This window comes from Bradyrhizobium sp. S3.12.5, from assembly GCF_040548225.1.
GTDB lineage: Bacteria > Pseudomonadota > Alphaproteobacteria > Rhizobiales > Xanthobacteraceae > Bradyrhizobium > Bradyrhizobium cytisi.
The window spans coordinates 216,104-237,595 of sequence record NZ_JBEPRF010000012.1 but is presented as its reverse complement, the minus strand read 5'-3'; the positions used below and the strand labels follow the sequence as shown (position 1 = coordinate 237,595).

Genomic DNA, 21,492 nt, shown 5'->3' with positions numbered 1-21,492 from the left:
CGAGGGCGATCCATTTCGCGTCCGGCCGGTCCTGTCAAGCAGGCGGGGACGGCACCGTGGATTCGGTCACGCCGGGAGCCGCCTTGATATCGGCGACCGCGCGCTCGATGGTCTGGCGATAGCGCGCCCGCTTCGGGCTCACGCCGTGGGTCAGCAGCGCGCGGCGGACCGCGGGCGAAGCCCCGGTGATGAATAGCCGGATGCCCTTGCGCTGGGCCTTGGCGGCGACGCGCCCCAACACGTTCGCCGCGGTGGAGTCCAGGAACGGCACTGCGGCGAAATCGACCACGAGCGCCTTGCGCTTGTCGGCAATGCCGTCGAGCACGCCTCCGATCGCAGACGCAGCACCAAAGAAGAACGCGCCGGTGATGCGATAGACCAGGATGTCGCGGTCGACCGCGAGCGCGGGATCGTAAGGTACGCGCTCGCCATTGCCGTCATCGGGACGATCGGCCGCGACCAGCGGCGAGCGCTCCTCGATGCCGGTCATCTCCGCCATGCGATGGATGAACAGTACCGCACCGAGCGCGAAGCCGACCAGGATGCCTTCGGTCAGATCGCGGAAGATCGTGAGCAGGAAGGTTGCCAGCAGCACGACGGCATCGCCCCAGGACGAGCGCAGCAGCGTCGCGAATTCCTGCTTCTCCGCCATGGTCCAGGCCACCACGACCAGCACGGCGGCAAGTGCGGCAAGCGGGATGTAGCTCGCGAGCGGTGCAGCGACCAGCATGAACGGCAGCAGAAAGACGGAGTGCAGCATGCCTACCAGCGGCCCGCGCGCGCCGGCGCGAATGTTGGTCGCGGTGCGCGCAATCAGGCCGGTGACACAGATGCCGCCGAACAGTGCCGCGCCGATATTGGCGGCACCTTGCGCCACCAGCTCGCAATTGGAGCGGTGACGGCGCCCGGTCATGCCGTCGGCGACCACCGCCGACAGCAGCGATTCGATGGCCGCGAGCAGCGCAAACGAGATCGCATCCGGCAGCACCGCTTTCGCCTTCGCAAGCGAGAACGCCGGCAACGCAGGCGAGGGCAATTCACGCGGGACGCCGCCGAAACGACTGCCTATGGTTTCGATTGGCAGCGACAGTGCAGCCGTCGCGATCGCCGCCAGCACGACCGCGATCAGGATGCCGGGCCAGGACGGCCGCCAGCGCCGCAAGCCCGCGATGATGGCGACGCTGACGAGAGCGACGCCAAGCGCGGACGGATTGATGGTGTGAAGGCCATCCGCCAGCGCGGCGAGCTTCGGCACGAACTCGCTCGGCTCTTTCCCCGCGAGCGTGATGCCTGAGAGATCGCGCAGCTGGCTCGCAAAGATGATCACGGCGATACCGGCGGTGAAGCCGACCGTGACGGGATAGGGGATGAACTTGATGTAGGTGCCGATGCGCAGCAGGCCCGCAGCGATCAGCACTATACCCGCCATCATGGTGGCGAGGATGACGCCGTCGACGCCATGCCGCTCCGCCGTCACCGCGACCAGTACGATGAAGGCGCCCGCAGGCCCGCCGATCTGGAAGCGGCTGCCGCCGAGCAGCGACACGATGAAGCCGCCGACAACCGCAGTGTAGAGCCCGCGATCCGGTGTCACGTTGCCGGTGCTCGCCTCCATCCGCTGGATGGTCGGCAGCGAAACGCCTGCGAGCTCGGCCAGGGTTTTCTGGTCAATGCCAAGCAGCGCGCGGGCTGCTCGCATCTGGAACGACGTGATCACCTTGGCCTCACGTGTCAGAGCTTATAAGTGATGTCTCGCACATGTATAATGATGTAAAATATATCATATGAGGCCGAATGCAAGTACTCTCGCTGCCTCCCCCCGTCATTGCGAGCACAGCGAAGCAACCCAGAATCCCTCTGCGGAACGACTCTGGATTGCTTCGCTGCGCTCGCAATGACGAGTCGAGAGGGCGCGGCCCCCTCTCTCCCCGCAAGGGCGAGGAGAGGAGAAAGCGGTGCGTCCCTTACTGCGCGAGTTGGATCACGCCGCGTGCTGATGCGCGGCGATGATCTGGTCGGCGGCGCGGCCCGTGACTTCGGCCATGTGGTCGAACTGACGGGTGAAGCTGCCGGCGCCTGCGGTTGCCGAACGCAGCTCGACGATGAGCTCGCCGATCTCGGCTTCCGGCATCATGGCGCGGACGCAGTCCCAGCCGCTCCAGCCGTCGCGGGTGTCGAAGCCGAGAATCTGGCCGCGCCGCGCCGACAGGATCGCGTTGATCTTGGCGGTGGCATCGGTCGGACACACGATCTCGACCACGTGGATCGGCTCAAGCAGCACCGACTGGCATTGCGGCAGGCCTTCGTTGAGCCCGACCCTCGCCGCCGTGCGGAAGGCAAGGTCGGAGGAATCGACGCTGTGATAGGAGCCGTCCGTCAGCGTCACCTGCAGATCGGTGACGGGGAAGCCGAGCGGCCCGCGCGCGAGCCCGTCGACGACGCCCTCCTCCACCGCACCGATATAGTTGCGCGGCACCGCGCCGCCGACGACCTTCTCGTCGAACTTGAAGCCCTCGCCGCGCTGCAGCGGTCTGATGTCGAGCACGACATCGCCGAACTGGCCGTGACCGCCGGACTGCTTCTTGTGGCGACCACGCTGGACGATCGGCTTGCGGATGGTCTCCTGGTAGCCGATCGCAGGCGGATGCGAGGAGATCTTGACGCCGAAGCGATCGCGCAGCCGCTCGCTCGCGACACGTAAGTGCATCTCGCCCTGCCCCCACAGCACGGTGTCGTGGGTCTGGGCGTTCATCACGACGACGAGGGAGGGATCCTCCTCGTGCAGCCGCGTCAGCGCCTGTCCGAGCTTGACGTCGTCCTTGCGGTCGGTGGCCGCAACTGAAATCGCGAGCACCGGCGGCGTCGGCTCTGAGGCCGCAAGCGCGGCTGGCGCGGTCTTGCCGCTCGAGACCGTGTCGCTGGTCTTGACCGGATCGAGCTTGGCGAGCGCCACGGTGTCGCCGGCTTCGGCAGCGGCACGCTTGGTGTCGTAGGCGCCGTTGACGGCGAGGATACCCGAGATGCGGCTCACCCCGCCGGAGGACGATTGCAGCGTGGCGCCGTCGTCGAGATGGCCGGCAAGCAGCCGCGTCAGCGACAGCTTTCCGCCGTGCTGCGAGTGCAGCGTCTTGAAGACGAAGCCGAGCGCGTCCTTGGCGGAGGGCACGCCGAGACGCTTTGCGGTCTCCGCAATGCCGGGCGCCTCGTGGCGCAGCGCCTTCATCAGACGCAGCACGCCGTTTTCGCGCGCGGCAGCGCCGAGCAGCACGGGGCAGATCAGTCCCTCGCGCAGTTCGCGGGCGAGGTCGTCGAACACGGCATCGCGCGGCGGCTGGATGTCTTCGAGCAGCTGCTCCATCAGCGCATCGTCGTGGTCGGCGAGCTTCTCCAGCATCGAGAAGCGGGCCTCCTTCTCGCGATCGAGGTCGCCGCCTTCGAGCGCAACCACTTCGGATGCCTTGTGCTCGCGATAGACGAACGCGCGCTCGAGCGCAAGATCGACGAAGCCCTCGATCAACTCGTCCTTCCAGATCGGGATCTGGCGCAGCACCAGCGGCACGCGCGAGGCGGGCTGGAGCGTCGCGAGCGTCTCGCGGATGCGCTTGTTGGCGCGGTCGATCTTGTTGAGGAACAGGAAGCGCGGGATCTTCAGCTCCTCCAGCTCGCGCAGGATGATCTGAAGCTGCGGCAGCTTCTTCTCGTCGGCCTCGCAGACCACGATTGCGGCGTCGATCGCGGGAAGCGCGGCGCGCATGTCGTGGGCGAACTCGACGGAACCGGGACAATCCAGGAAAGTATAGCTGTCGCCCATGAAACTCGTGGTGACGGCAGTCAGCCCGACAGTCATCTTGTGATGACGGGCCTCAGGCGTGGCGTCGCCGACGGAGGTTCCGGCGTCGACGCTGCCGGCGCGCGGGATTGCGCCCGTTCGCGCCAGGATTGCTTCGAGAAGTGTGGTTTTACCGCTTTGGAATGGGCCCACCAGCGCAATGCACCGTGGACCTCGGGGACTTCTGACGTCTTGTCCCATTCGCCGCCTCCTTGTTTGGAGCTCGGCCCATGATTGGGTCGGCAAACGCAGATGCTCTGCCCGTCCCCGAGATTTGGCAAGCGTCAAACGTCGCTGCGGTGCGTCGTCAGTGTCTTAACCTCTCTCGAAGGCAGAGCTAAGCGCGACAGCGTCGTCGGGCGTTAACGGCCCGGACGGAGTTCCAGGCTCTCGAGCCCTGCGGCGACGTTGAGGCCGACCTGGCCCTGCACGCTCAACGGTTGAAGCGCGATCGAATTGTTGGAGCCGCCGACCAGCGCATTACCGCCGAGGCCGACGCCGACCGAGGCGCTGCCCTGCGCGCCGGCATAATTGCCGGAGAGATCGCCGGGGCCGAGCCGGTTGACCGGCGCGAACACGCCCCAGGCGAGCGCCGTCTCCTGGGTGATGCCGAGGTCGATGCCCACTTTACGGATCGTCGCGACATAGCGGTCTTCGGGCAGACCGTCGGCGCGCAGCACGCAGCCGAGATTGGTCACCGATCCCACCACGAAGCCGACGCTGGCGCCGCCGCGGCATTCGAGCACGCCGACCTGCACCATCCGCGACTGCGCGCTGGCGCCCGCGATGGAGGCGACGAGGCTCGCAATGGTGAGTCCGGCAAGGAGGAGTGAGCGGCGCATGAAATGTCTCCGGCTATGAATGTGATGCGAGCAGAAAAGCAGCCTGCAAGCGGCGCGCGATGGTCTATGCCACAAGAGTCCTGTGGGTACCAGATCGGATGCATTGAAAACCGAACTCGCGGAAGGAGCCCCTCACCCCACCCTCTCCCCGCAAGAGCGGGGCGAGGGAGCGAGAGAGTGGTGCGCCCCTTACGTTAAGCAATAATTAGCGCGCGCTATCGTGTGCGACTTAACCTCTCCCCGCGCTTCCGCGGGGAGAGGTCGGATTGCGCCTGGCGATGCGCAGCATCGTCCAAAGCAATCCGGGTGAGGGGCATGGCACGCCGCTGGCCCAAACGAAAGTCCATCCGACTCCTCGCAATCGAAACACCAACAAAAAGGCCCGCCGAAGCGGGCCTTTCAATGCTGAACCGCGGACGTGCCTAGCGCAGGTTGCCGCAGAAGCGCTGGATGCGCTTGCAGGCGTCCTCGAGGTCCGAAGTCTTGGTCGCGTAGGAGATGCGGAACGCCGGGCCGAGGCCGAAGGCCGAACCCTGCACCACGGCGACGCCTTCGGTCTCCAGGAGCTCGGTGACGAACTGCTCGTCGTTGGAGATCACATTGCCCGACGGCGCCTTCTTGCCGATCGTGCCGGCGCAGGACGGATAGACGTAGAACGCACCCTCGGGACGCGGGCATTCGATGCCGTTGGCCTGGTTGAGCATGGAGACGACGAGATCGCGACGCTCCCTGAACACCTTGTTGTTGGCGGCGATGAAGTCCTGCGGACCGTTCAGCGCTTCTACCGACGCCCATTGCGAGATCGAGGACGGGTTCGATGTCGACTGCGACTGGATGGTCGACATCGCCTTGATCAGCTGCGCGGGACCACCGGCGTAGCCGATGCGCCAGCCGGTCATGCAATAGGCTTTCGAGACGCCGTTCACGGTGAGCGTGCGGTCGTAGAGGCTGGGCTCGACCTGCGCGACGGTGGTGAACTGGAAGTCGTCATAGACGAGGTGCTCGTACATGTCGTCGGTCATCACCCACACATGCGGATGCTTGACCAGCACGTCGGTAAGCGCCTTGAGCTCGGCCTTTGTGTAAGCCGCGCCGGTCGGGTTCGACGGCGAGCACAGGATGACCCATTTGGTCTTCGGCGTGATCGCGCGCTCGAGCGCCTCGGCCTGGAGCTTGAAACCGGCCGCGGCTGTGCAGACCACCGGCACCGGCTCGCCGCCGGCGAGCGCCACCATCTCGGGATAGCTGACCCAATAGGGCGCCGGGATGATCACCTCGTCGCCCGGATTGATGGTCGCCATCAGCGCGTTGTAGAGCACCTGCTTGCCGCCGGTGCCGACGATGATCTGGTTCGGCTTGTAGACGACGCCGTTCTCGCGCTGAAATTTCGCGATGATCGCGTCCTTCAGCTCGGGGATGCCGTCGACCGCGGTGTACTTGGTCTTGCCGGATTCGATGGCGCGGATCGCCGCCAGCTTGATGTTGGCGGGCGTGTCGAAGTCGGGCTCGCCGGCGCCGAGGCCGATGACATTGCGGCCCGCCGCTTTCAGCGCGCGTGCTTTATCCGTGACCGCGATGGTCGCGGACGGCTTCACACGGTCGAGCGCAGCAGCAAGGAAGGCCATCGTCATCTCCTGACAAGCGTCGTGAACCCTTTGGCCTCACGACTCTGATTGTGGGAATGGCGACACCCTAAAACGTGTGCCGCTGCGCCGCAAGAAACTTCGGCCCGATCCCGGAAAAGTTTACGGGTCTGGAGCGTTGCAAGGCGCGATTTCCCGCAATTTTCAGCAACTTTGCCGGGCAAACCCCTCATATCCGGCAAGGCCTGTCCTCGGAGCAATTTTGCGCCGCTCGAGCGCCACAAGACTGACCGCCGGCTGACGCGCAAGGCCTGCGGCCGATCGTCAACCGGTGGCGAGCTCGCGACCCGTCACCGCCTCGCACACGATCGCGCGAAGCGATGCGTCGTGCATGTTGACGCAAGCGTGATCTCACTTGCAGCGTCACACAAACATGATCTTCTGCAGCGTTGCAGTGCGGTAGGGTTTTCGAGTTTTTCTATGGGCCAGCCCTTGCGGCGGATTCGCATCGGCATCATTGTTTAGCCGCGGTGCGGGGCAACAAGCGCCGAACCTTCCCGTCCCTCGGAATCGAACTCCCAGAATGTACAAGCTCTATTCGATGCAACGCTCGGGCAACAGCTACAAGGTCCGCCTTGCGCTGGCGCTGTTGAACGTGCCCTACGAACCCATCGAGGTGGACATTCTCCGCGGCGAGAGCAAGACGCCGGACTTCCTGGCGAAGAACCCGTCAGGACAGGTGCCGCTGCTCGAGGTCGGCGACAATCGCTATCTCGCCGAGTCCAACGCCATCCTGTGGTACGTCGCCGTCGGCACGCCGCTCGCGCCGGAGAACCGCATCGATCGCGCCGAGGCGCTGCAATGGATGTTCTTCGAGCAGCACGCGCTCGAGCCCAATATCGGCGCCGCCTATTTCTGGCTGTCGCTGGTCAAGGGCGGCCGCGACCTGCAGACCCACGCGCTGGAAGACTGGATGGAGCGCGGCTATGGCGCGCTCCAGGTGATGGAGAACCACCTCAAGACCAGCGCCTATTTCGCCGCCCGCCAGCTCACGGTCGCCGACATCGCCTTGTACGGCTACACCCACCTCGCCGACCGCTGCGATTTCGACCTTTCGCCCTTCCCGGCGATCCGGGACTGGCTGAAGCGCGTCGAGGCTGCGCCCGGCTTCGTGGCGATGGACTGGCGCCCCGCCGAGATCGACGACTCCGCCAGCATCGCGGCGGAGGCCTGAAAACCGGTGCAACGTTAAGAAATAGCGGGCACTGCGTTAACCTTTGCCCTATTCCCGCCGCTTTCGGTGCAACTGCCGCCCCATTATTGCCCGCTGGAATTGTGAAGTTGTTCGGCGTCGCGGGTGATTCGCTCGCACGTTGAAGGATTTAGGCCATGATTCGGGCGTCCGGCGCGGTCGGCTTTCAGGGCCAAACCGATACCGTCTCGTCTTCCCGGCTAACCAACGCAGTCGCGGCCTCGCTCGCCGTCGCTGCCCTCTCGCTTTGTCTGATCGTCACCCTCACGGTGCTGTCGACCAAGGCGACCATGGCGATGGGCCTGCCGGTCTGATCCCCGTTTCATCCTGGATAGCCTTCAAGGTGCCGCGCGGCCCCGCGCCGACAGGCATCGCGACAGGACAATGATGAAATCGCCTGTGGTAGTCGTTGCAATCACCCTGACTGCGGCCATCCTGGTCGCGGTGTCGCTTTTGATTGTCGTCGGCGCCCGCAAGGGCCCGGGGACGTCGACGTGGAATGCGCCCGCGCTGCAGCAGCGCATGATGCATGTGCATTTGGTCTAAAATCATCCGAAAGCTTTGAGCACGAAGGCAAGCGCCCCTTAAGCGCACCGCGCGAAATCGGATTGCGCTTGTGCAACCATCGGTCAGTCTGGCGGAATTATCTCGTTCAGGGAGGAACGAGCCAGGCCCATGCGGTTCGGATGGCGTGCAATTTCCGGTCCCGTGCTGACGGCAGCGATCGCACTGCTGGCAATCCCGCTCGACCGTCACGCTCCCGCGCTCTCGCTTGCACCGCTGTTCGTTGGCATCGTGGCGTTGGCCGGCTCGCTCTCGGGCTTTGCATCCGCGCTCGGCAGCTCCGCCATTGCCGTGGTCGGCGCAGCGCTGCTGTCTCTCGGCCACCGCACCGCGCCCGGCATTGCCGCGGCTGATCTTGCGCAGCTCGGCCTGCTCGCGCTGACGACCGCCGGCACCGCAGGCATCACCGGGCTGATGCGCGAGCGTCTGGTCGATGCCTTTGCCACTGAGCGGCACAACCACGCCACTGCGGCACGGCTGTCGGCAGCGCTCGACCAGGTCGATATCGGCATCGTGCTACTCGATGCCGAGACCCGCGCCGAATTCATCAACCGCGCCTTCCGCGATTATTTCGCGCTGCCGGACGAAAAGGCCGACGAGAAGCCGCCCTTCATCGCGCTGATGTATCACGGCCGCGACACCGGCGCCTTCGAGCTGCCGGAGGACGAGCTGGGCGCCTTCATCGCGCAGCGCATGGAGATGGTGCGGATCGGCGACGCCACGCCGATCAATATCAATTTGCGCAATGGCGAGGTGCTGCGTTTCGTCTGCACCGCACTGCCCGACGGCGGCCGCATGCTGAGCTACACGCCGGTGACCGACCTCGTGCGCCACACCGACGCGCCGGCGCGCGCCGATTACTATCGCTCGCTGCGCGATCCCACAGGGCGGAAGCTGACCCGGTACTTGCGCGTTGCGGAGTGATGCGCGACATCGCAATTGATCGATACGCCCTTCATCAGTATGAAGGACACCTCATCGATCGTGGATTTTCCAGATGTCGCTCACCATTCGCTCCGTCACTCGACAGGATTACGATCAATGGCTGCCGCTGTGGGACGGCTACAACGCCTTCTACGGCCGCTCCGGTCCGACCGCACTCGCACCTGAGATAACCAAGGTGACGTGGCAGCGCTTCTTCGATGCCTACGAGCCGGTGCATGCGCTGGTCGCCGAAAGCGATGGCCGCCTGCTCGGGCTCACGCACTACCTGTTCCATCGCAGCACCACCGCGATCGAGCCGTCGTGCTATCTGCAGGACCTGTTCACGCTGGAGGCCGCGCGCGGCAAGGGCGTCGCCTCGGCGCTGATTGACGGCGTCTATGAGCGCGCCAAGCTCGCGGGATCGCCGCGGGTCTACTGGCAGACGCACGAGACCAACGTCACGGCACAGAGCCTGTACGACAAGGTCGCGGAACGCTCCGGCTTCATTGTCTATCGCAAGATCTTCTGATCCTGCTGTCGTAACCCTGTGGATAACTCGGCCTGTCACCGGCGCGTAACACACCGGGACTAAGTTGCGGTTGCGTCTGATCAGGCCCCCGTCACCGATCAAGCGCCCCAAGCGGTCCCCGTCAGTCGCCGCGTCTGACAGGGGCCGCATTTTTTTGTCCGCAGTTCCTTTCAGCATGGCTGCAACGCAGGCAGACGCTTGCCGCTGTGTCGCACCGCGGTCACAATGGGCGTCTGCTCTCGTCTGACAGGATCTCCCATGGAAATTCGTAATCTCGGCGGCTCCGGCCTGCGCGTGTCCGCAGTCGGACTCGGCTGCAACAATTTCGGCCAGCGCACCGATCTGGAGACCTCGCGCAAGGTGATCCACCGCGCGATCGATCTCGGCATCACGCTGTTCGATACCGCCGACATCTATGCCGGCCAGGGCGGCTCGGAGACGGTGCTCGGCACCGTGCTCGGCGACCGCCGCAAGGACATCGTGCTCGCCACCAAATTTTCCAAGCCGATGGCGGCCGACGGCACCAAGCAGGGCGCCTCGCGCCGCTACATCATGAACGCGGTCGAGGCCAGCCTGACGCGGCTGAAGACCGATTACATCGATCTCTACCAGCAGCATGATTACGATCCGCTGACGCCGCTGGAGGAGACGCTGCGCGCGCTCGACGATCTCGTCCGCCAGGGCAAGGTCCGCTACATTGGCCATTCCAATTTTCCGGCGTGGCGCATCGCGGAGGCCGAGTTCACCGCACGCGCGATGAACGTCGGCCGCTTCGTCTCGGCGCAGGACGAGTACAGCCTCGTCGTCCGCGACATCGAGAAGGATCTGCTGCCCGCGGCCCAGGAATACAAGCTCGGCCTGCTGCCGTTCTTCCCGCTGGCGAGCGGCCTCTTGACCGGCAAGTACCAGCGCGGCGCAGCAGCCCCTGCCGACACGCGCTTCGGCAAGGCGCCGGCGCTACGCGACCGCTACGTCACGCCGCGCAATGAGGACATCGTCGAGAAGCTCCAGGCCTTTGCGAAGGCGCGCGGCCATTCGATGCTCGAGCTCGCCTTCTCCTGGCTCGCCGCGCGCCCGCAGGTCTCGAGCGTGATCGCAGGCGCCACCCGGGTGGAGCAGGTCGAGCAGAACGTCAAGGCGATCGCCTGGCAGCTGAGTGCGGACGACCTTGCCGAGATCGATGGGATCACCAAGGGCTGAGCTTTTGAAACGTGGCGCTATTTGGCGCCGCGTCCGACCGTCTGCATCACCTCAAAGCCCTCGAACTGGGGATGGCCGAGATAGAGCGGCTTGTTGTCGCCGGCACGAGCATGTGCGGCGCGAAACGCCTCCGACTTGGTCCAGGCCTCGAACGCCGCGTGATTGGCCCACACCGTGTGCGAGGCATACAGCGTGTGGTCCTCGAGCTCGGGCCCTTTAAGCAGATGGAATTCGACGAAGCCCGGCACCTTGTCCAGATGGGTGTCGCGCGACAACCAGACCTGCTCGAAGGCAGCTTCCGATCCCTTGGTGACCCGGAAGCGGTTCATGGCGATGTACATGCGGGTGGTCTCCTGATGTGAGGCAAGCGCCGCTCTCTCGCTCCCTCGCCCCGTTCTTACGGGGAGAGGGTGGGGTGAGGGGCTGCCTCCGCGAGTTCGGTTTGAATGATGTCAAAACGCCCTCAATGTTGCCGAGCACGTCGTTGTTCCAGAAGCGAAGGATCTTATAGCCTTTTTCGCGCAAGCGTTCATCCCGGATCGCGTCGGCTGCCGACCCGTTGTGCTGGCCGCCATCGACTTCGATGATGAGCCGCTTCTCGCGACAAACAAAGTCGCAGATGTATCCGATGCCCTGCCCCTCACCCGGATTGCTTCGCAATCCGACCTCTCCCCGCAAAGAGCGGGGAGAGGTTGAAATCACACCACCAGCCCCTTCATCGGCCTTGCGCTTGCACTATCCGGGAACACCGTCTCGGCCAGCACGCGATCCGACAGGCCGAACTGGCCCTGCAGCACGCCCTTGATCACGGAGCGGAGATCGGTGGTGGGCTTGAGGTCGCGGGCCTCAAAGAGGTTGGCGAGCTTGAGGCCGGGCCAGTCGGAGATGACGCGGCCGCCCTTCACCGCGCCGCCGGCGAGCAGCGCGACGGTCGCTGTGCCGTGATCGGTGCCGTCGGTGCCGTTGATGCGCGCGGTGCGGCCGAATTCGGTGGCGACGACGACGACGGTGTCGCGCCAGCGATCGCCGAGGCCGCTTTCGAATTCGGCGAGCGCACCGTCGAGACCGCCGAGCAGGAAGGCGAGACGTCCGACCGGACCGCCTTCGTTGGCATGCGTATCCCAGCCGTCGAAGGCGAGTGCGGCGATGCGCGGACCGTCATCGGCCGCCATCAGTTTTGCGGCACCGCGCGCGACCTGCCGCATCTGCGCGACCGCATTGCCGGGCTTCGGCTTCATGTCGTCGCCGCTCGCGGCCTTTTCCAGCTGGAGGCCTTGCGACAGCGCCGAGGCCAAAGCGGGATCGCGATGACGGTAGAGATCGACCAGCCGCATTGCGGTGTCGTCGTCGGCCTGCGGCAGCGCGACCGGTGCCCAGCCGACGGTCGGCGCATTTCCGCGCAGAACCAGCGGCGTGGTGGGCCCCACCGCGAGCCCGCTCGACACGCGCTCGCCGCGCGGCAGCGCTTCCAGTGCGCGGTTGAGCCAGCCGGATTGCACGCGGCCCGGGCCCGCATAGCCGCTCTCGAGCACGTCCTGTCCGTCGAAATGCGAGCGATCGCGATAGGGCGTCGCCACCGCATGGATCACCGCGGCATGCTGGGCGCGATACATGCGGGCGAATTCCGGCATCGCCGGATGCAGCGCGAAGAAAGTATCGAGCATGATCGCGGGATGCGCGCCGTCCGCCGCGAGCGCGATCGAGCCGTGCAGGCCGGCATAGTCGGGGTCGCCGACCGGCGCGACGGTCGCGAGCCCATCAAGCGCGCCGCGCAGGATCACCACGACCAGCCGGGGGTCACGCCCATCGGCCGCGCGCGCGAATTTCGGCAAATAGGCCCAGGCAGCAAAGGACGCGCCGCCGAGCAAGAGTCCGCGGCGCGAGGTGAGGAGCCGGTTTTCGACGCAGTCGATCATCATCATCTCCTCTGCAGTTCCGGCGACATCAGCAGCAGCGCCAGCGCCTGCTGGCGCGATTCCGCACGCTCGATGGTTTTGCGTGTTTCGGTTGACGCAGCATCGGCGGCGGCGAATTCCAGGAGGTCGAGCGGATCGATGTTTGGCCCGAGCCGCGCGCCCATTTGCGAAGCGATGTCGAGCCGGAGCTTCATGCCTTCGGGCGCGGCCCACGCGGCGCTCGTGTCCGGAAAACCGTTCGGTCCGGCCGGTGTCCACAAGGGCTGGCCGAGCAGGTTCAGATTGCCGAGATAACCGCCGGGATCTTCCGGCACGCGCGCAAGCAGCCGCCCGCTCGCGATCACGAAATCATAGGGCGAGCGCATCTTGGTCAGCGGCGCCTTCCAGGCTTCGTCGGAATCGACAATCGCCGTGGCAAGCGCCTTGAGGTCGCCATCGGTCCTGACGAAGACATCGCGCAACCGTGCAACCAGCGCGGGCGGCGGATCGTCGGCAACGAAGTGGCGGACGAATTTGGTGGCGATGAAATTCGCGGTCGAGGGATGGCGCGCGATGTCGCCGAGTGCCGCCTCGCCCTGCGCCAGGCCAGTCGCTTCGTAGCTCTTGCCGAGCAGCAGCTGCGGCCCGGGCTGGTGCGCGTTGGCGTTGAAGGCGAACGAGCCGGGTGGCCCGAGCTGCCCCTGCCTTCCGGCAAAGGTCCATCCCGTGATGATCCGCGCGAGCGAGGTGACGTCCTCCTGCGTATAGCCGCCGCCGACACCGAGCGTATGCAGCTCCATGATCTCGCGCGCGAGGTTCTCGTTCAGCCCGCGCTTGCGGTTCTGGCCTGCGCGCGAATCCGGTCCGAGCGATTGCTGGTTGTCGAGGAAGAACAGCATCGCCGGATGCTGCTCGACCGCCTTGAGCATATCGGCAAAGCGCCCGAGCACGTGTGGGCGGATCGCCTCGCGCTCGAACGCGCCGGCCCACATCCGCGCCAGCTCGCCCTTGTTCGCAGAGATGCAGAAATGATTGGACCAGAACACGACCAGACGCTCGGTGAAGCCACACTCGACCAGCGTCGCGCGCTGCAGGCGCGCCAGCGCTTCGGCGCGAAAGGTCTTCTGGATGACGTTGAGCGGCTGCGCCGGTTTTGCAACAGCAGGCGCGGCGGCATTGGGCTGCATGCCGTCAGGCTTCATCGCACTGTCGGCCGGCTTCGCCTCGGCCATCTGGCCGGCGGCGATCTCGGTCGCGACCGTGTTCAGCGAGAGATTGCGACGCAGCTTCTGATCGGCCGGCGCCTGCGGCGGCGCTTCAGCCGGCGCGCCGGCCTTCGCCGCCGCCTCGCGCGCCTGCTTGACCTGGTCCTGATAGGCGAACGTGGCTTGGCCTAGTTGCGGCGTCGATTGCAGGCCCGGCGCCTCCAGCAGCGCGCCAAAGGGCCGCGCCAGTTCAGCCTTCACGAAGCCGCGCGGATCGGAGGCCGCATTGATGAGATCGCCGGAGGCCCCGCCGCGGGCGCCGAAGCCGAAGCGGTTCAGCGCGACGAGGGCGGCTTGCGAATCGCGGGCCATCGATTTGTCCTCCGCGCGGTGCCAACCGCTTCCTTGCTCTGTGCGCGGCGCCTAATATACCGCAGCCGGAGATGAACCCGACATGAAAATGACGGCAAAGCTTTTGCGTAAATCATGACAAATCCGAAAGAAATCACGCTGACGCCACCGGCCCCGCGCCGCCTCGCCTGTTCCCGCTGCGGCACCGAGTTCGGCTGCGACCTCTCGGGCAATTGCTGGTGCGCGGAGGAGACGGCAAGACTGCCGATGCCGGTCAAGGGCGAGGATTGCCTATGCCGGGAGTGTTTGCGCAAGGCGGCGGCAGAGGCGGTTTCGTAGGGTGGGCAAAGCGGAAGCGTGCCCACCACTTTCATTGCATGTGAAGAGATGGTGGGCACGGCGCTTTGCGCCTTTGCCCACCCTACGAAGCCTAGACCGGACACCCCGGCGACTTCCGCGCCATGCCGTCGAACGCATCGAGCAGCTTTTCGCGCCAGGCATAGACGGGATCGTCGGCCTCGAGCAGCCTGAACGGGCTCACCACACGCGCCCACTGAAAACCGCCGAACACGATGTAGTCGGCGTAGTTCGGCGCGCTGCCGCCGAGATAGGGCTGGTGCTTCAACGTCTGCCGCATCGCCTCCAGCGATTTGCGGAACGCGATGACGCCGGTGTCGCGGCTCGCCTGGACTTCCTCCAGGGGCTTGCCGAACCGCGCCTCGCGCGACTTGCGGAAATAGGCGGCATCGACCTCGGCGAGATTCTTCGGAATGTCGGCGATGATCAGCGGAAAGATGCCGCCAATGATGGCCATGTCGCCCCACGCGTTCAGCATGCGCGCCATGGCGCGGCCGCCCTCGCCGCCGAACAGCGATGGGCGATCCGGAAAATGGTCTTCGAGATAATTCGCGATCGTCCAGGAATCGACCACCGGCTTGTCGTCATGCAACAGCACCGGGACCTTCTCCGAGCCGTGAGGCGCGATCTCGCCCTTCTCGGTGAAGCGCCAGGGCAGCGATTCCGCCGTCAGCCCCTTATGCGCCAGCGCCATCCGCGTGCGCCAGCAGTAAGGGCTGAAGGGGCGCGAGGCGTCGGTGCCAACGAGTTCGTAGAGTTTGAGCGACATATTGGAGTTCCGTCATTGCGAGCGCAGCGACGCAATCCAGTCTGCCGCTGCGGAGACATTCTGGATTGCTTCGCTCGCGCTCGCAATGACGTTGTGGCGTCACCGCCCGTTGGTTCGCAGCAGCCTTTCGCCGTCTTCCGTCACCGCGATGATCAGGCCGATGCCGGGCAGCGTCTCGCGCGCGACGAAACCGCGGTCGGCGGCGTCCTCCCAGATCGTGAGCCGCGGGCACGAGGTCTTCCAGGTCGCGATCACCTCGGCATAGGCGCGCGGCTCGCGCGCGATCCATTCGACGAAGTCCAGCACCAGCGGATCGGCGGTTTCGCTCATTGTAAACCTCCCTTGTCGAAAGTCGCCAGCACCGGCGTGCGAACCAGCAGCCAGCCGCCATAGGCGATGTAGTAGCAGGCGATGGTGGAGATCAGCTTGTTCGACCAGGCCACGAACTGCTGGTCGGTCATGGCTTCGAGAATGCGCCGCGCCAGCGTGGTGCCGAGCATCGAGGCTGCGATCGCGACGCCCGCGAGCACGGGATCGAGCGTGGCGGCCTGGTCGATGACGCCGCCGAAATAGATCAGCTTGGTGAAGTGACTGACGAGCTGGCACATCGCCTTGGTCGCGACCTTCTCGCGCCGGCCGAAATCGCCGCCGAGAAAGAAGGTGTCGAGCAGCGGACCGGAGACGCCGGTCATCAGCATCAGGCCCATGCAGATCGTGCCGTAAACGCTACCCTGCCAGAGGCTATCAGGATCGGGCTTGATATTGGTCGGCAGCAACCGTGCCATGAACGGCGTGGCGCCGAGCATCAGCAGCGCCATCGGCTTGTCCGGCACGTAGCGGGTGAGCGACCAGGCCGCCAGCGCGATGGCGGCGCCGACCATGTAGTTCGCGACCGGCCGCCAGCGGATATGCGCGCGCCACAGCAGGGCGCGCCAGCCATTCGAGGCCATTTGCGTGATCGCATGCAGCACCATCGCGGTCGGCAGCGGCATCAAGGCCAGCAGCACGCCGATCAGGATCAGCCCGCCCGCCATGCCGAACAGCCCCGACAGGAACGCGGTGGCGACCATCAGCAATCCAAGGGCAGCGATCATGATGGGCGTCACGAAGGGGTTCTCCTGTGGTGGGCGAGTAAGGGACGCAAGCTGTTCGTCTCCCTCGCCCCGCTTGCGGGGAGAGGGTGGGGTGAGGGGGAGTCTCCGCAAGGGAGCTGCCAGCTGGACTCGCGGAGGCTCCCCCTCACCCGGAATTTGCTATGCAAATTCCGGCCTCTCCCCGCAGGCGGGGAGAGGCGAAGGAGAGCGTGCCTCGCTTGCCCCTCCTTCGCAAACTGAGTTATCTTGGCCTGGCATCAGCTTTCCTGAGGGTGTTTGCATTTGCGGCGGCTGCTCTTTCTCAACGGCATCAAGGCATTCGAGGCGGCGGCGCGGACCGGCAGCTTTGCCGCTGCCGGCGTCGAGCTGAGCGTGTCGGCGGCCGCCGTCAGCCGCATGGTGCATCTGCTGGAAGAGCGGCTCGGCGTCGCGCTGTTCGAGCGCAAGGCCAACAAGCTCGTGCTGACGCCGGCAGGCCGCGCCTATCAGAGCGGGCTGACGCCGATCTTCGATGCGCTTGCGAGCCTCACCGCGCAGGTCACGGCGCCCTCCGGCGTCCGCGTGCTCACGATCGGCGTCGGCCACACCTTCGCGATGCGCTGGCTGATCCCGCGGCTGTCGGAGTTTCGCAGCGAGGAGCCCGACATCGAGGTGCGTTTCACCACCGGCGGCGCCGAGGTCGCATTCGGCGAGGACTGGAGCTGCGGCATCAAGCTTGGCACCGGCGACTGGCCGGGGCTGGTCGCCGAGCCGCTGTTCGCCGGCGACCTCACGCCGGTCTGCGTGCCCCGCCTCGCCGCCAGCCTGAAGCGCCCCGCCGATCTCAAGGGCCCGAGCCTGATCCGCGTCACGCATTCGCCGGAGGACTGGCCGCTCTGGCTCAAGGCGGCCGCCCTCCCCCGCATCAACGCGCGCGGGCCGGAGTTCCAGTTTTACGGCCAGGCGCTCCAGGCCGCCGTTGACGGGCTCGGCATCGCCATGGGCATCCGGCCCTATATCGACGACGACCTCGCCGCCGGACGCCTGATCGCGCCATTCGACCTCTCGGTGCCCAAGGGCATGCGCTGGTATCTGCTCTACCGCAGCTTTCAGACCGAGCAGCGCGACTTTGCCGCGTTCCGCCGCTGGATCATGCGGGCGGCGGCGGAACCCGCGGCCCGGCCGCGGCGGGCCGGGCGCGCCGCCGGACGGGGCTAGATTCTTGTTTTGACGCGTTTTCTTTACGCGAACCGGTATCCACTTCGCTCGAAAACGCTCTGGCCCATCACCTTTTCGGATGAAAAAGCCGGCCGCTTGTGAACGGCTTCACATCTCAAAATCCGCAAACGTGGTCGTCTAACCCTCCGACAAGAGAGCATTTGGGGACTACCAATGACGACCCTTTACGACGGCTTTGACATCGAATCCTTCGAAGCTGGCAAGGGACTGTGGCACGCCCGGATCCGGCGCGCCGATTTCAGCCCGGTTGCCATCGACGGTGTGCTGTTTCCGGCCATGGAAGTCGGCTTCGCCTGGCCCGATCCCGACGCCGCAATCGCCGATGCCAAGCATCACATCGACCGTTTCCGCCGGCGCGCCGACGAGGGCGACGACGATTAGACCCAGCGAGACGGCAACAGGCTGAGCGACAGCGTGGCGTAACAGGGGGACACCGGTTCATGTCAGTCATCGACGTCGAAGGCGCGCCGCGGCCGCGAATTTATTCGCGCAAGGTGCTGGCGATATGCCCGGAATGTGACGGCGATCTCACGGTGCTCCGTGTGATCGGCGGCCGCGCCGGGTGCGAGTACTGGACCATGCGCTGCACCGATTGCGGCGGGATCCATCTCGACATCCTCGAGCCGCGTCTTCCGGTCGTGGACGGCGAAGGACCGCTGCCGGCGGCGTGAGGCGAAACCGCTGAACGATGGCCCTGCTGCCAACCTGCTGTCAGCAGCCTGCGCACGGACGGGCATTCGCTCTTTTCTGAGGGGCGGACTCGTCCCATATTCGCGGCATGGCGAAGAAACCTGCTCCCCCAAAATCTCCTAAATCCAAAGCTCCGAACTCGAAGGCTCATCGGCCCGACGTGCAGCCGATCGGGCCGGCCCTGGCCGAATTGCTCAATCCCGCGATCAATCGCGGCGATGCCGGGCTTGGATCCGGCACCGGCCTGCAGCCGCCGCCGGACAATTCGCGCGACCGTCGCGCCGGAGGCGAGGCCGCCGCGCATCGGGCGCGCGCCTCGACGCCCAAAGACCTTCAAAAGCAGTTTCCGCAGGACATCGCGTCGGGCAGCGCGACTCGTGGTTTACCCCCCTCCCCAACCAAGGGGGGAGGGAGCGGAGAGGCCGATGCGTTTGAAGAGGCGCCGCAGGCCAATTACGGAACCGCGGCCACGATCCCGACGCTCGATCCGGAACTGGCCCGCCAGCTCGGCCTTCCCACCGAGGAGGACGACGCCGAGGCGCTGGCGCGCCCGCCGCGCAACAAGATGGAGGCGCTCGGCGTCAAGGCGACCGCGGAAGCGCTGGAATCGCTGATCCGCGAGGGCCGGCCGGAGTTCCGCAGGGATGACGGCTCCACCAAAGTGTGGACCCCGCACCGGCCGCCGCGGCCGGAAAAGTCCGAAGGCGGCGTGCGCTTCGAGATCAAGTCGGAATACGAGCCGCGCGGCGACCAGCCGACCGCGATCGCCGAGCTCGTCGAAGGCATCCAGCGCAACGACCGTTCGCAGGTGCTGCTCGGCGTTACCGGCTCGGGCAAGACCTACACCATGGCCAAGGTGATCGAGGCGACGCAGCGGCCCGCCATCATCCTGGCGCCGAACAAGACGCTCGCCGCCCAGCTCTATGGCGAGTTCAAGAGCTTCTTCCCCGACAACGCGGTTGAATATTTCGTCTCGTATTATGACTACTACCAGCCGGAAGCGTATGTCCCGCGCACCGACACCTACATCGAGAAGGACTCCTCGATCAACGAGCAGATCGATCGCATGCGCCACTCGGCGACGCGCGCGCTGCTCGAACGCGACGATGTCATCATCGTCGCGTCGGTGTCCTGCATCTACGGTATCGGCTCGGTCGAGACCTACACCGCGATGACGTTTGCGCTGAAGAAGGGCGAGCGCATCGACCAGCGCCAGCTCATCGCCGATCTCGTCGCGCTCCAGTACAAGCGGACGCAAGCCGATTTCACCCGCGGCACGTTCCGGGTGCGCGGCGACGTCATCGACATCTTCCCGGCGCACTATGAGGACCGGGCCTGGCGCGTCAACCTGTTCGGCGACACCATCGAGAACATCGAGGAATTCGATCCGCTCACCGGCCACAAGCAGGACGAGCTCGAATTCATCAAGATGTACGCCAACTCGCATTATGTGACGCCGCGTCCGACGCTGGTGCAGGCGATCAAGTCGATCAAGTCCGAGCTGAAGCAGCGGCTCGACCAGCTGCACGACCAGGGACGCCTGCTGGAAGCGCAGCGGCTGGAGCAGCGCACCACCTTCGACCTCGAGATGATGGAGGCGACGGGAAGCTGCGCCGGCATCGAGAACTATTCGCGCTATCTCACCGGCCGCCTGCCCGGCGAGCCGCCGCCGACGCTGTTCGAATACGTCCCCGACAATGCGCTGGTGTTCGCCGACGAAAGCCACGTCACGGTGCCGCAGATCGGCGGCATGTTCCGCGGCGACTTCCGCCGCAAGGCGACGCTGGCCGAATACGGCTTCCGCCTGCCCTCCTGCATGGACAACCGCCCGCTGCGTTTCGAGGAATGGGACATGATGCGGCCGCAGACGGTCGCGGTGTCGGCCACGCCCAGCGCCTGGGAGATCAACGAGAGCGGCGGCGTGTTCGTCGAGCAGGTGATCCGCCCGACCGGGCTGATTGATCCTCCCGTTAATATTCGTCCGGCCCGCACCCAGGTCGACGATCTCGTCGGCGAGGTCCGCGCCACGGCGCAGGCCGGCTACCGCTCGCTGATCACGGTGTTGACCAAGCGCATGGCGGAGGACCTCACCGAATATCTGCATGAGCAGGGCATTCGCGTGCGCTACATGCACAGCGATATCGATACCATCGAGCGCATCGAGATCATCAGGGATTTGCGGCTCGGCGCGTTCGACGCGCTGGTCGGCATCAACCTCTTGCGCGAAGGCCTCGACATTCCCGAATGCGCGCTGGTCGCGATCCTGGACGCCGACAAGGAAGGTTTTTTGCGCAGCGAAACATCCTTGATTCAGACCATCGGCCGCGCTGCGCGCAACGTCGACGGCAAGGTGATCCTCTACGCCGACCAGATGACGGGCTCGATGGAGCGCGCCATCGCCGAAACCGACCGCCGCCGCGAGAAGCAGGTCGAGTACAACACGGCGCATGGCATCACGCCGGAGAGCATCAAGAAGTCGATCGGCGACATCATGAACAGCGTCTACGAGCGCGATCATGTGCTGGTCGAGATCGGCGGCCACGACATGACCGACGACGTCATCTCGATCGGCCACAATTTCGAAGCCGTGCTCGCCGATCTGGAAACCCGGATGCGCGAAGCCGCCGCCGATCTGAACTTCGAGGAAGCCGCGCGCCTGCGCGACGAAGTCAAGCGCCTGCGCGCCACCGAACTCGCCGTCGTCGACGACCCCACCGTCAAGCAGCGCGCCGTCGCCGGCAAGGCCGGCGCCTATGCCGGAGCGAAGAAATACGGCGACGCCGCCAACTTGCCGGTCAGCGCGATGAAGAAGAAAACTGTTTCCGCTGCACTCAAGGCCAGCAGCGGTGCCTCCTCCCCCTCTGCCCGTTCTTCACGGGGAGAGGGTCGGGGTGAGGGGCGGTCCACGGGTGGTGCCGGTGGTGGCTCGAGAGTCCACAAGCCGCATCTCGACGAGATGCACGGGCCGGAGTCGCTGCCGTATCGTGCAGACCGCGCGCTGCCGGCGAAGCCGTTCGGCCGCGAGAGCCGGATCATCCAGCCGACGGATTCACGGCAGTCTGGGCCGGAGTTCGGGCCGGCGCCGAAGTCGACCGGTGGGATGCCGGGGCGGCGCGGGGGGTGGAAGAAGAGGTAGGCGACGGAGTATCGTCCGCGCTTGGTCGTGGCGATGGATTCCGGGCTCGCCGCT

The 21,492-nt window shown here is 65.7% G+C and carries 22 protein-coding genes; 11 read left to right on the top strand and 11 right to left on the bottom strand.

Annotation, left to right across the window (positions count from 1 at the left end):
* Nucleotides 1-34: 34 nt before the first annotated feature.
* From ABIC09_RS19920 to ABIC09_RS19905, 4 genes are all read right to left on the bottom strand, one after another.
* The gene (locus ABIC09_RS19920) at nt 35-1,735 is read right to left on the bottom strand and encodes a SulP family inorganic anion transporter (RefSeq protein WP_502917684.1); all 1,701 of its coding nucleotides are present in this window, start codon (nt 1,733-1,735) and stop codon (nt 35-37) included.
* A 246-nt stretch (nt 1,736-1,981) separates the two neighbouring features.
* Nucleotides 1,982-4,030, bottom strand: a complete 2,049-nt coding sequence (locus tag ABIC09_RS19915) for an elongation factor G (protein WP_354110288.1) — start codon at nt 4,028-4,030, stop codon at nt 1,982-1,984.
* A gap of 161 nt (nt 4,031-4,191) precedes the next feature.
* Nucleotides 4,192-4,671, bottom strand: a complete 480-nt coding sequence (locus tag ABIC09_RS19910; protein WP_354033017.1) for a DUF992 domain-containing protein — start codon at nt 4,669-4,671, stop codon at nt 4,192-4,194.
* 422 nt (nt 4,672-5,093) lie between these two features.
* Entirely contained in the window at nt 5,094-6,296 is a 1,203-nt protein-coding gene (locus tag ABIC09_RS19905) for a pyridoxal phosphate-dependent aminotransferase (RefSeq protein ID WP_354082388.1), read from the bottom strand.
* Between the two features lie 541 nt (nt 6,297-6,837).
* Here ABIC09_RS19905 and ABIC09_RS19900 point away from each other — a divergent pair.
* From ABIC09_RS19900 to ABIC09_RS19875, 6 genes are all read left to right on the top strand, one after another.
* Nucleotides 6,838-7,488: a glutathione S-transferase family protein gene (locus ABIC09_RS19900; protein WP_148751155.1), complete on the top strand. Its 651-nt coding sequence runs from the start codon at nt 6,838-6,840 to the stop codon at nt 7,486-7,488.
* 155 nt (nt 7,489-7,643) lie between these two features.
* A complete protein-coding gene (locus ABIC09_RS19895; protein WP_187434828.1) occupies nt 7,644-7,820 on the top strand; it encodes a hypothetical protein in 177 nt (58 codons plus the stop codon).
* A 70-nt stretch (nt 7,821-7,890) separates the two neighbouring features.
* Nucleotides 7,891-8,052, top strand: coding sequence for a hypothetical protein (locus ABIC09_RS19890; RefSeq protein ID WP_187434836.1), 162 nt, complete (start codon nt 7,891-7,893; stop codon nt 8,050-8,052).
* Nucleotides 8,053-8,181: 129 nt separating this feature from the next.
* A complete protein-coding gene (locus tag ABIC09_RS19885) occupies nt 8,182-8,994 on the top strand; it encodes a PAS-domain containing protein (RefSeq protein ID WP_354110287.1) in 813 nt (270 codons plus the stop codon).
* 73 nt (nt 8,995-9,067) lie between these two features.
* On the top strand, nt 9,068-9,523 hold the full coding sequence (locus ABIC09_RS19880; protein WP_148751153.1) for a GNAT family N-acetyltransferase: 456 nt from the start codon (nt 9,068-9,070) through the stop codon (nt 9,521-9,523).
* 258 nt (nt 9,524-9,781) lie between these two features.
* Nucleotides 9,782-10,723, top strand: coding sequence for an aldo/keto reductase (locus tag ABIC09_RS19875; protein WP_148751152.1), 942 nt, complete (start codon nt 9,782-9,784; stop codon nt 10,721-10,723).
* Between the two features lie 17 nt (nt 10,724-10,740).
* Here ABIC09_RS19875 and hmuQ read toward each other — a convergent pair whose 3' ends face one another.
* The 4 genes from hmuQ to ABIC09_RS19855 are packed head-to-tail and all read right to left on the bottom strand — an operon-like array spanning nt 10,741 to nt 14,195.
* A complete protein-coding gene (hmuQ, locus tag ABIC09_RS19870; protein WP_502917683.1) occupies nt 10,741-11,052 on the bottom strand; it encodes a heme-degrading protein HmuQ in 312 nt (103 codons plus the stop codon).
* Nucleotides 10,940-11,425, bottom strand: coding sequence for an endonuclease domain-containing protein (locus tag ABIC09_RS37455; protein WP_502917681.1), 486 nt, complete (start codon nt 11,423-11,425; stop codon nt 10,940-10,942). The genes hmuQ and ABIC09_RS37455 overlap by 113 nt, the downstream gene beginning before the upstream one ends.
* Nucleotides 11,422-12,639, bottom strand: coding sequence for a DUF1501 domain-containing protein (locus ABIC09_RS19860; RefSeq protein ID WP_187434834.1), 1,218 nt, complete (start codon nt 12,637-12,639; stop codon nt 11,422-11,424). Before ABIC09_RS19860 ends, ABIC09_RS37455 begins: the two co-directional genes overlap by 4 nt.
* 2 nt (nt 12,640-12,641) lie before the next feature.
* Nucleotides 12,642-14,195: a DUF1800 domain-containing protein gene (locus ABIC09_RS19855; protein ID WP_354110286.1), complete on the bottom strand. Its 1,554-nt coding sequence runs from the start codon at nt 14,193-14,195 to the stop codon at nt 12,642-12,644.
* A gap of 114 nt (nt 14,196-14,309) precedes the next feature.
* Between ABIC09_RS19855 and ABIC09_RS19850 the strand changes: the two genes are divergently transcribed.
* Nucleotides 14,310-14,513: a cysteine-rich CWC family protein gene (locus ABIC09_RS19850; protein WP_354033011.1), complete on the top strand. Its 204-nt coding sequence runs from the start codon at nt 14,310-14,312 to the stop codon at nt 14,511-14,513.
* Between the two features lie 91 nt (nt 14,514-14,604).
* Here the strand turns inward: ABIC09_RS19850 and ABIC09_RS19845 are convergent, their stop codons facing one another.
* The 3 genes from ABIC09_RS19845 to ABIC09_RS19835 all read right to left on the bottom strand — a co-directional run bounded on the left by ABIC09_RS19845 (nt 14,605) and on the right by ABIC09_RS19835 (nt 16,406).
* Nucleotides 14,605-15,300 (bottom strand): glutathione S-transferase family protein, encoded by a 696-nt coding sequence (locus tag ABIC09_RS19845; RefSeq protein ID WP_354110285.1) that lies wholly within the window; start codon nt 15,298-15,300, stop codon nt 14,605-14,607.
* Between the two features lie 99 nt (nt 15,301-15,399).
* Nucleotides 15,400-15,630 (bottom strand): hypothetical protein, encoded by a 231-nt coding sequence (locus ABIC09_RS19840; RefSeq protein WP_148751146.1) that lies wholly within the window; start codon nt 15,628-15,630, stop codon nt 15,400-15,402.
* Nucleotides 15,627-16,406 carry a TSUP family transporter gene (locus tag ABIC09_RS19835; protein ID WP_354110284.1) on the bottom strand — a complete coding sequence of 260 codons (780 nt, stop codon included), beginning with the start codon at nt 16,404-16,406 and terminating at the stop codon, nt 15,627-15,629. Before ABIC09_RS19835 ends, ABIC09_RS19840 begins: the two co-directional genes overlap by 4 nt.
* A gap of 270 nt (nt 16,407-16,676) precedes the next feature.
* Here ABIC09_RS19835 and ABIC09_RS19830 point away from each other — a divergent pair, with 270 nt between their 5' ends.
* The 4 genes from ABIC09_RS19830 (at nt 16,677) to uvrB (ending at nt 21,438) form a co-directional block, all read left to right on the top strand.
* Nucleotides 16,677-17,591, top strand: a complete 915-nt coding sequence (locus ABIC09_RS19830; RefSeq protein WP_354110283.1) for a LysR substrate-binding domain-containing protein — start codon at nt 16,677-16,679, stop codon at nt 17,589-17,591.
* Nucleotides 17,592-17,765: 174 nt separating this feature from the next.
* On the top strand, nt 17,766-17,993 hold the full coding sequence (locus tag ABIC09_RS19825) for a hypothetical protein (protein WP_354110282.1): 228 nt from the start codon (nt 17,766-17,768) through the stop codon (nt 17,991-17,993).
* A 59-nt stretch (nt 17,994-18,052) separates the two neighbouring features.
* Nucleotides 18,053-18,283, top strand: a complete 231-nt coding sequence (locus ABIC09_RS19820) for a hypothetical protein (protein WP_354110281.1) — start codon at nt 18,053-18,055, stop codon at nt 18,281-18,283.
* A 107-nt stretch (nt 18,284-18,390) separates the two neighbouring features.
* Complete coding sequence (uvrB, locus tag ABIC09_RS19815; protein ID WP_354110280.1) at nt 18,391-21,438, top strand: excinuclease ABC subunit UvrB; 3,048 nt, start codon at nt 18,391-18,393, stop codon at nt 21,436-21,438.
* The last annotated feature ends 54 nt before the right edge of the window (nt 21,439-21,492 follow it).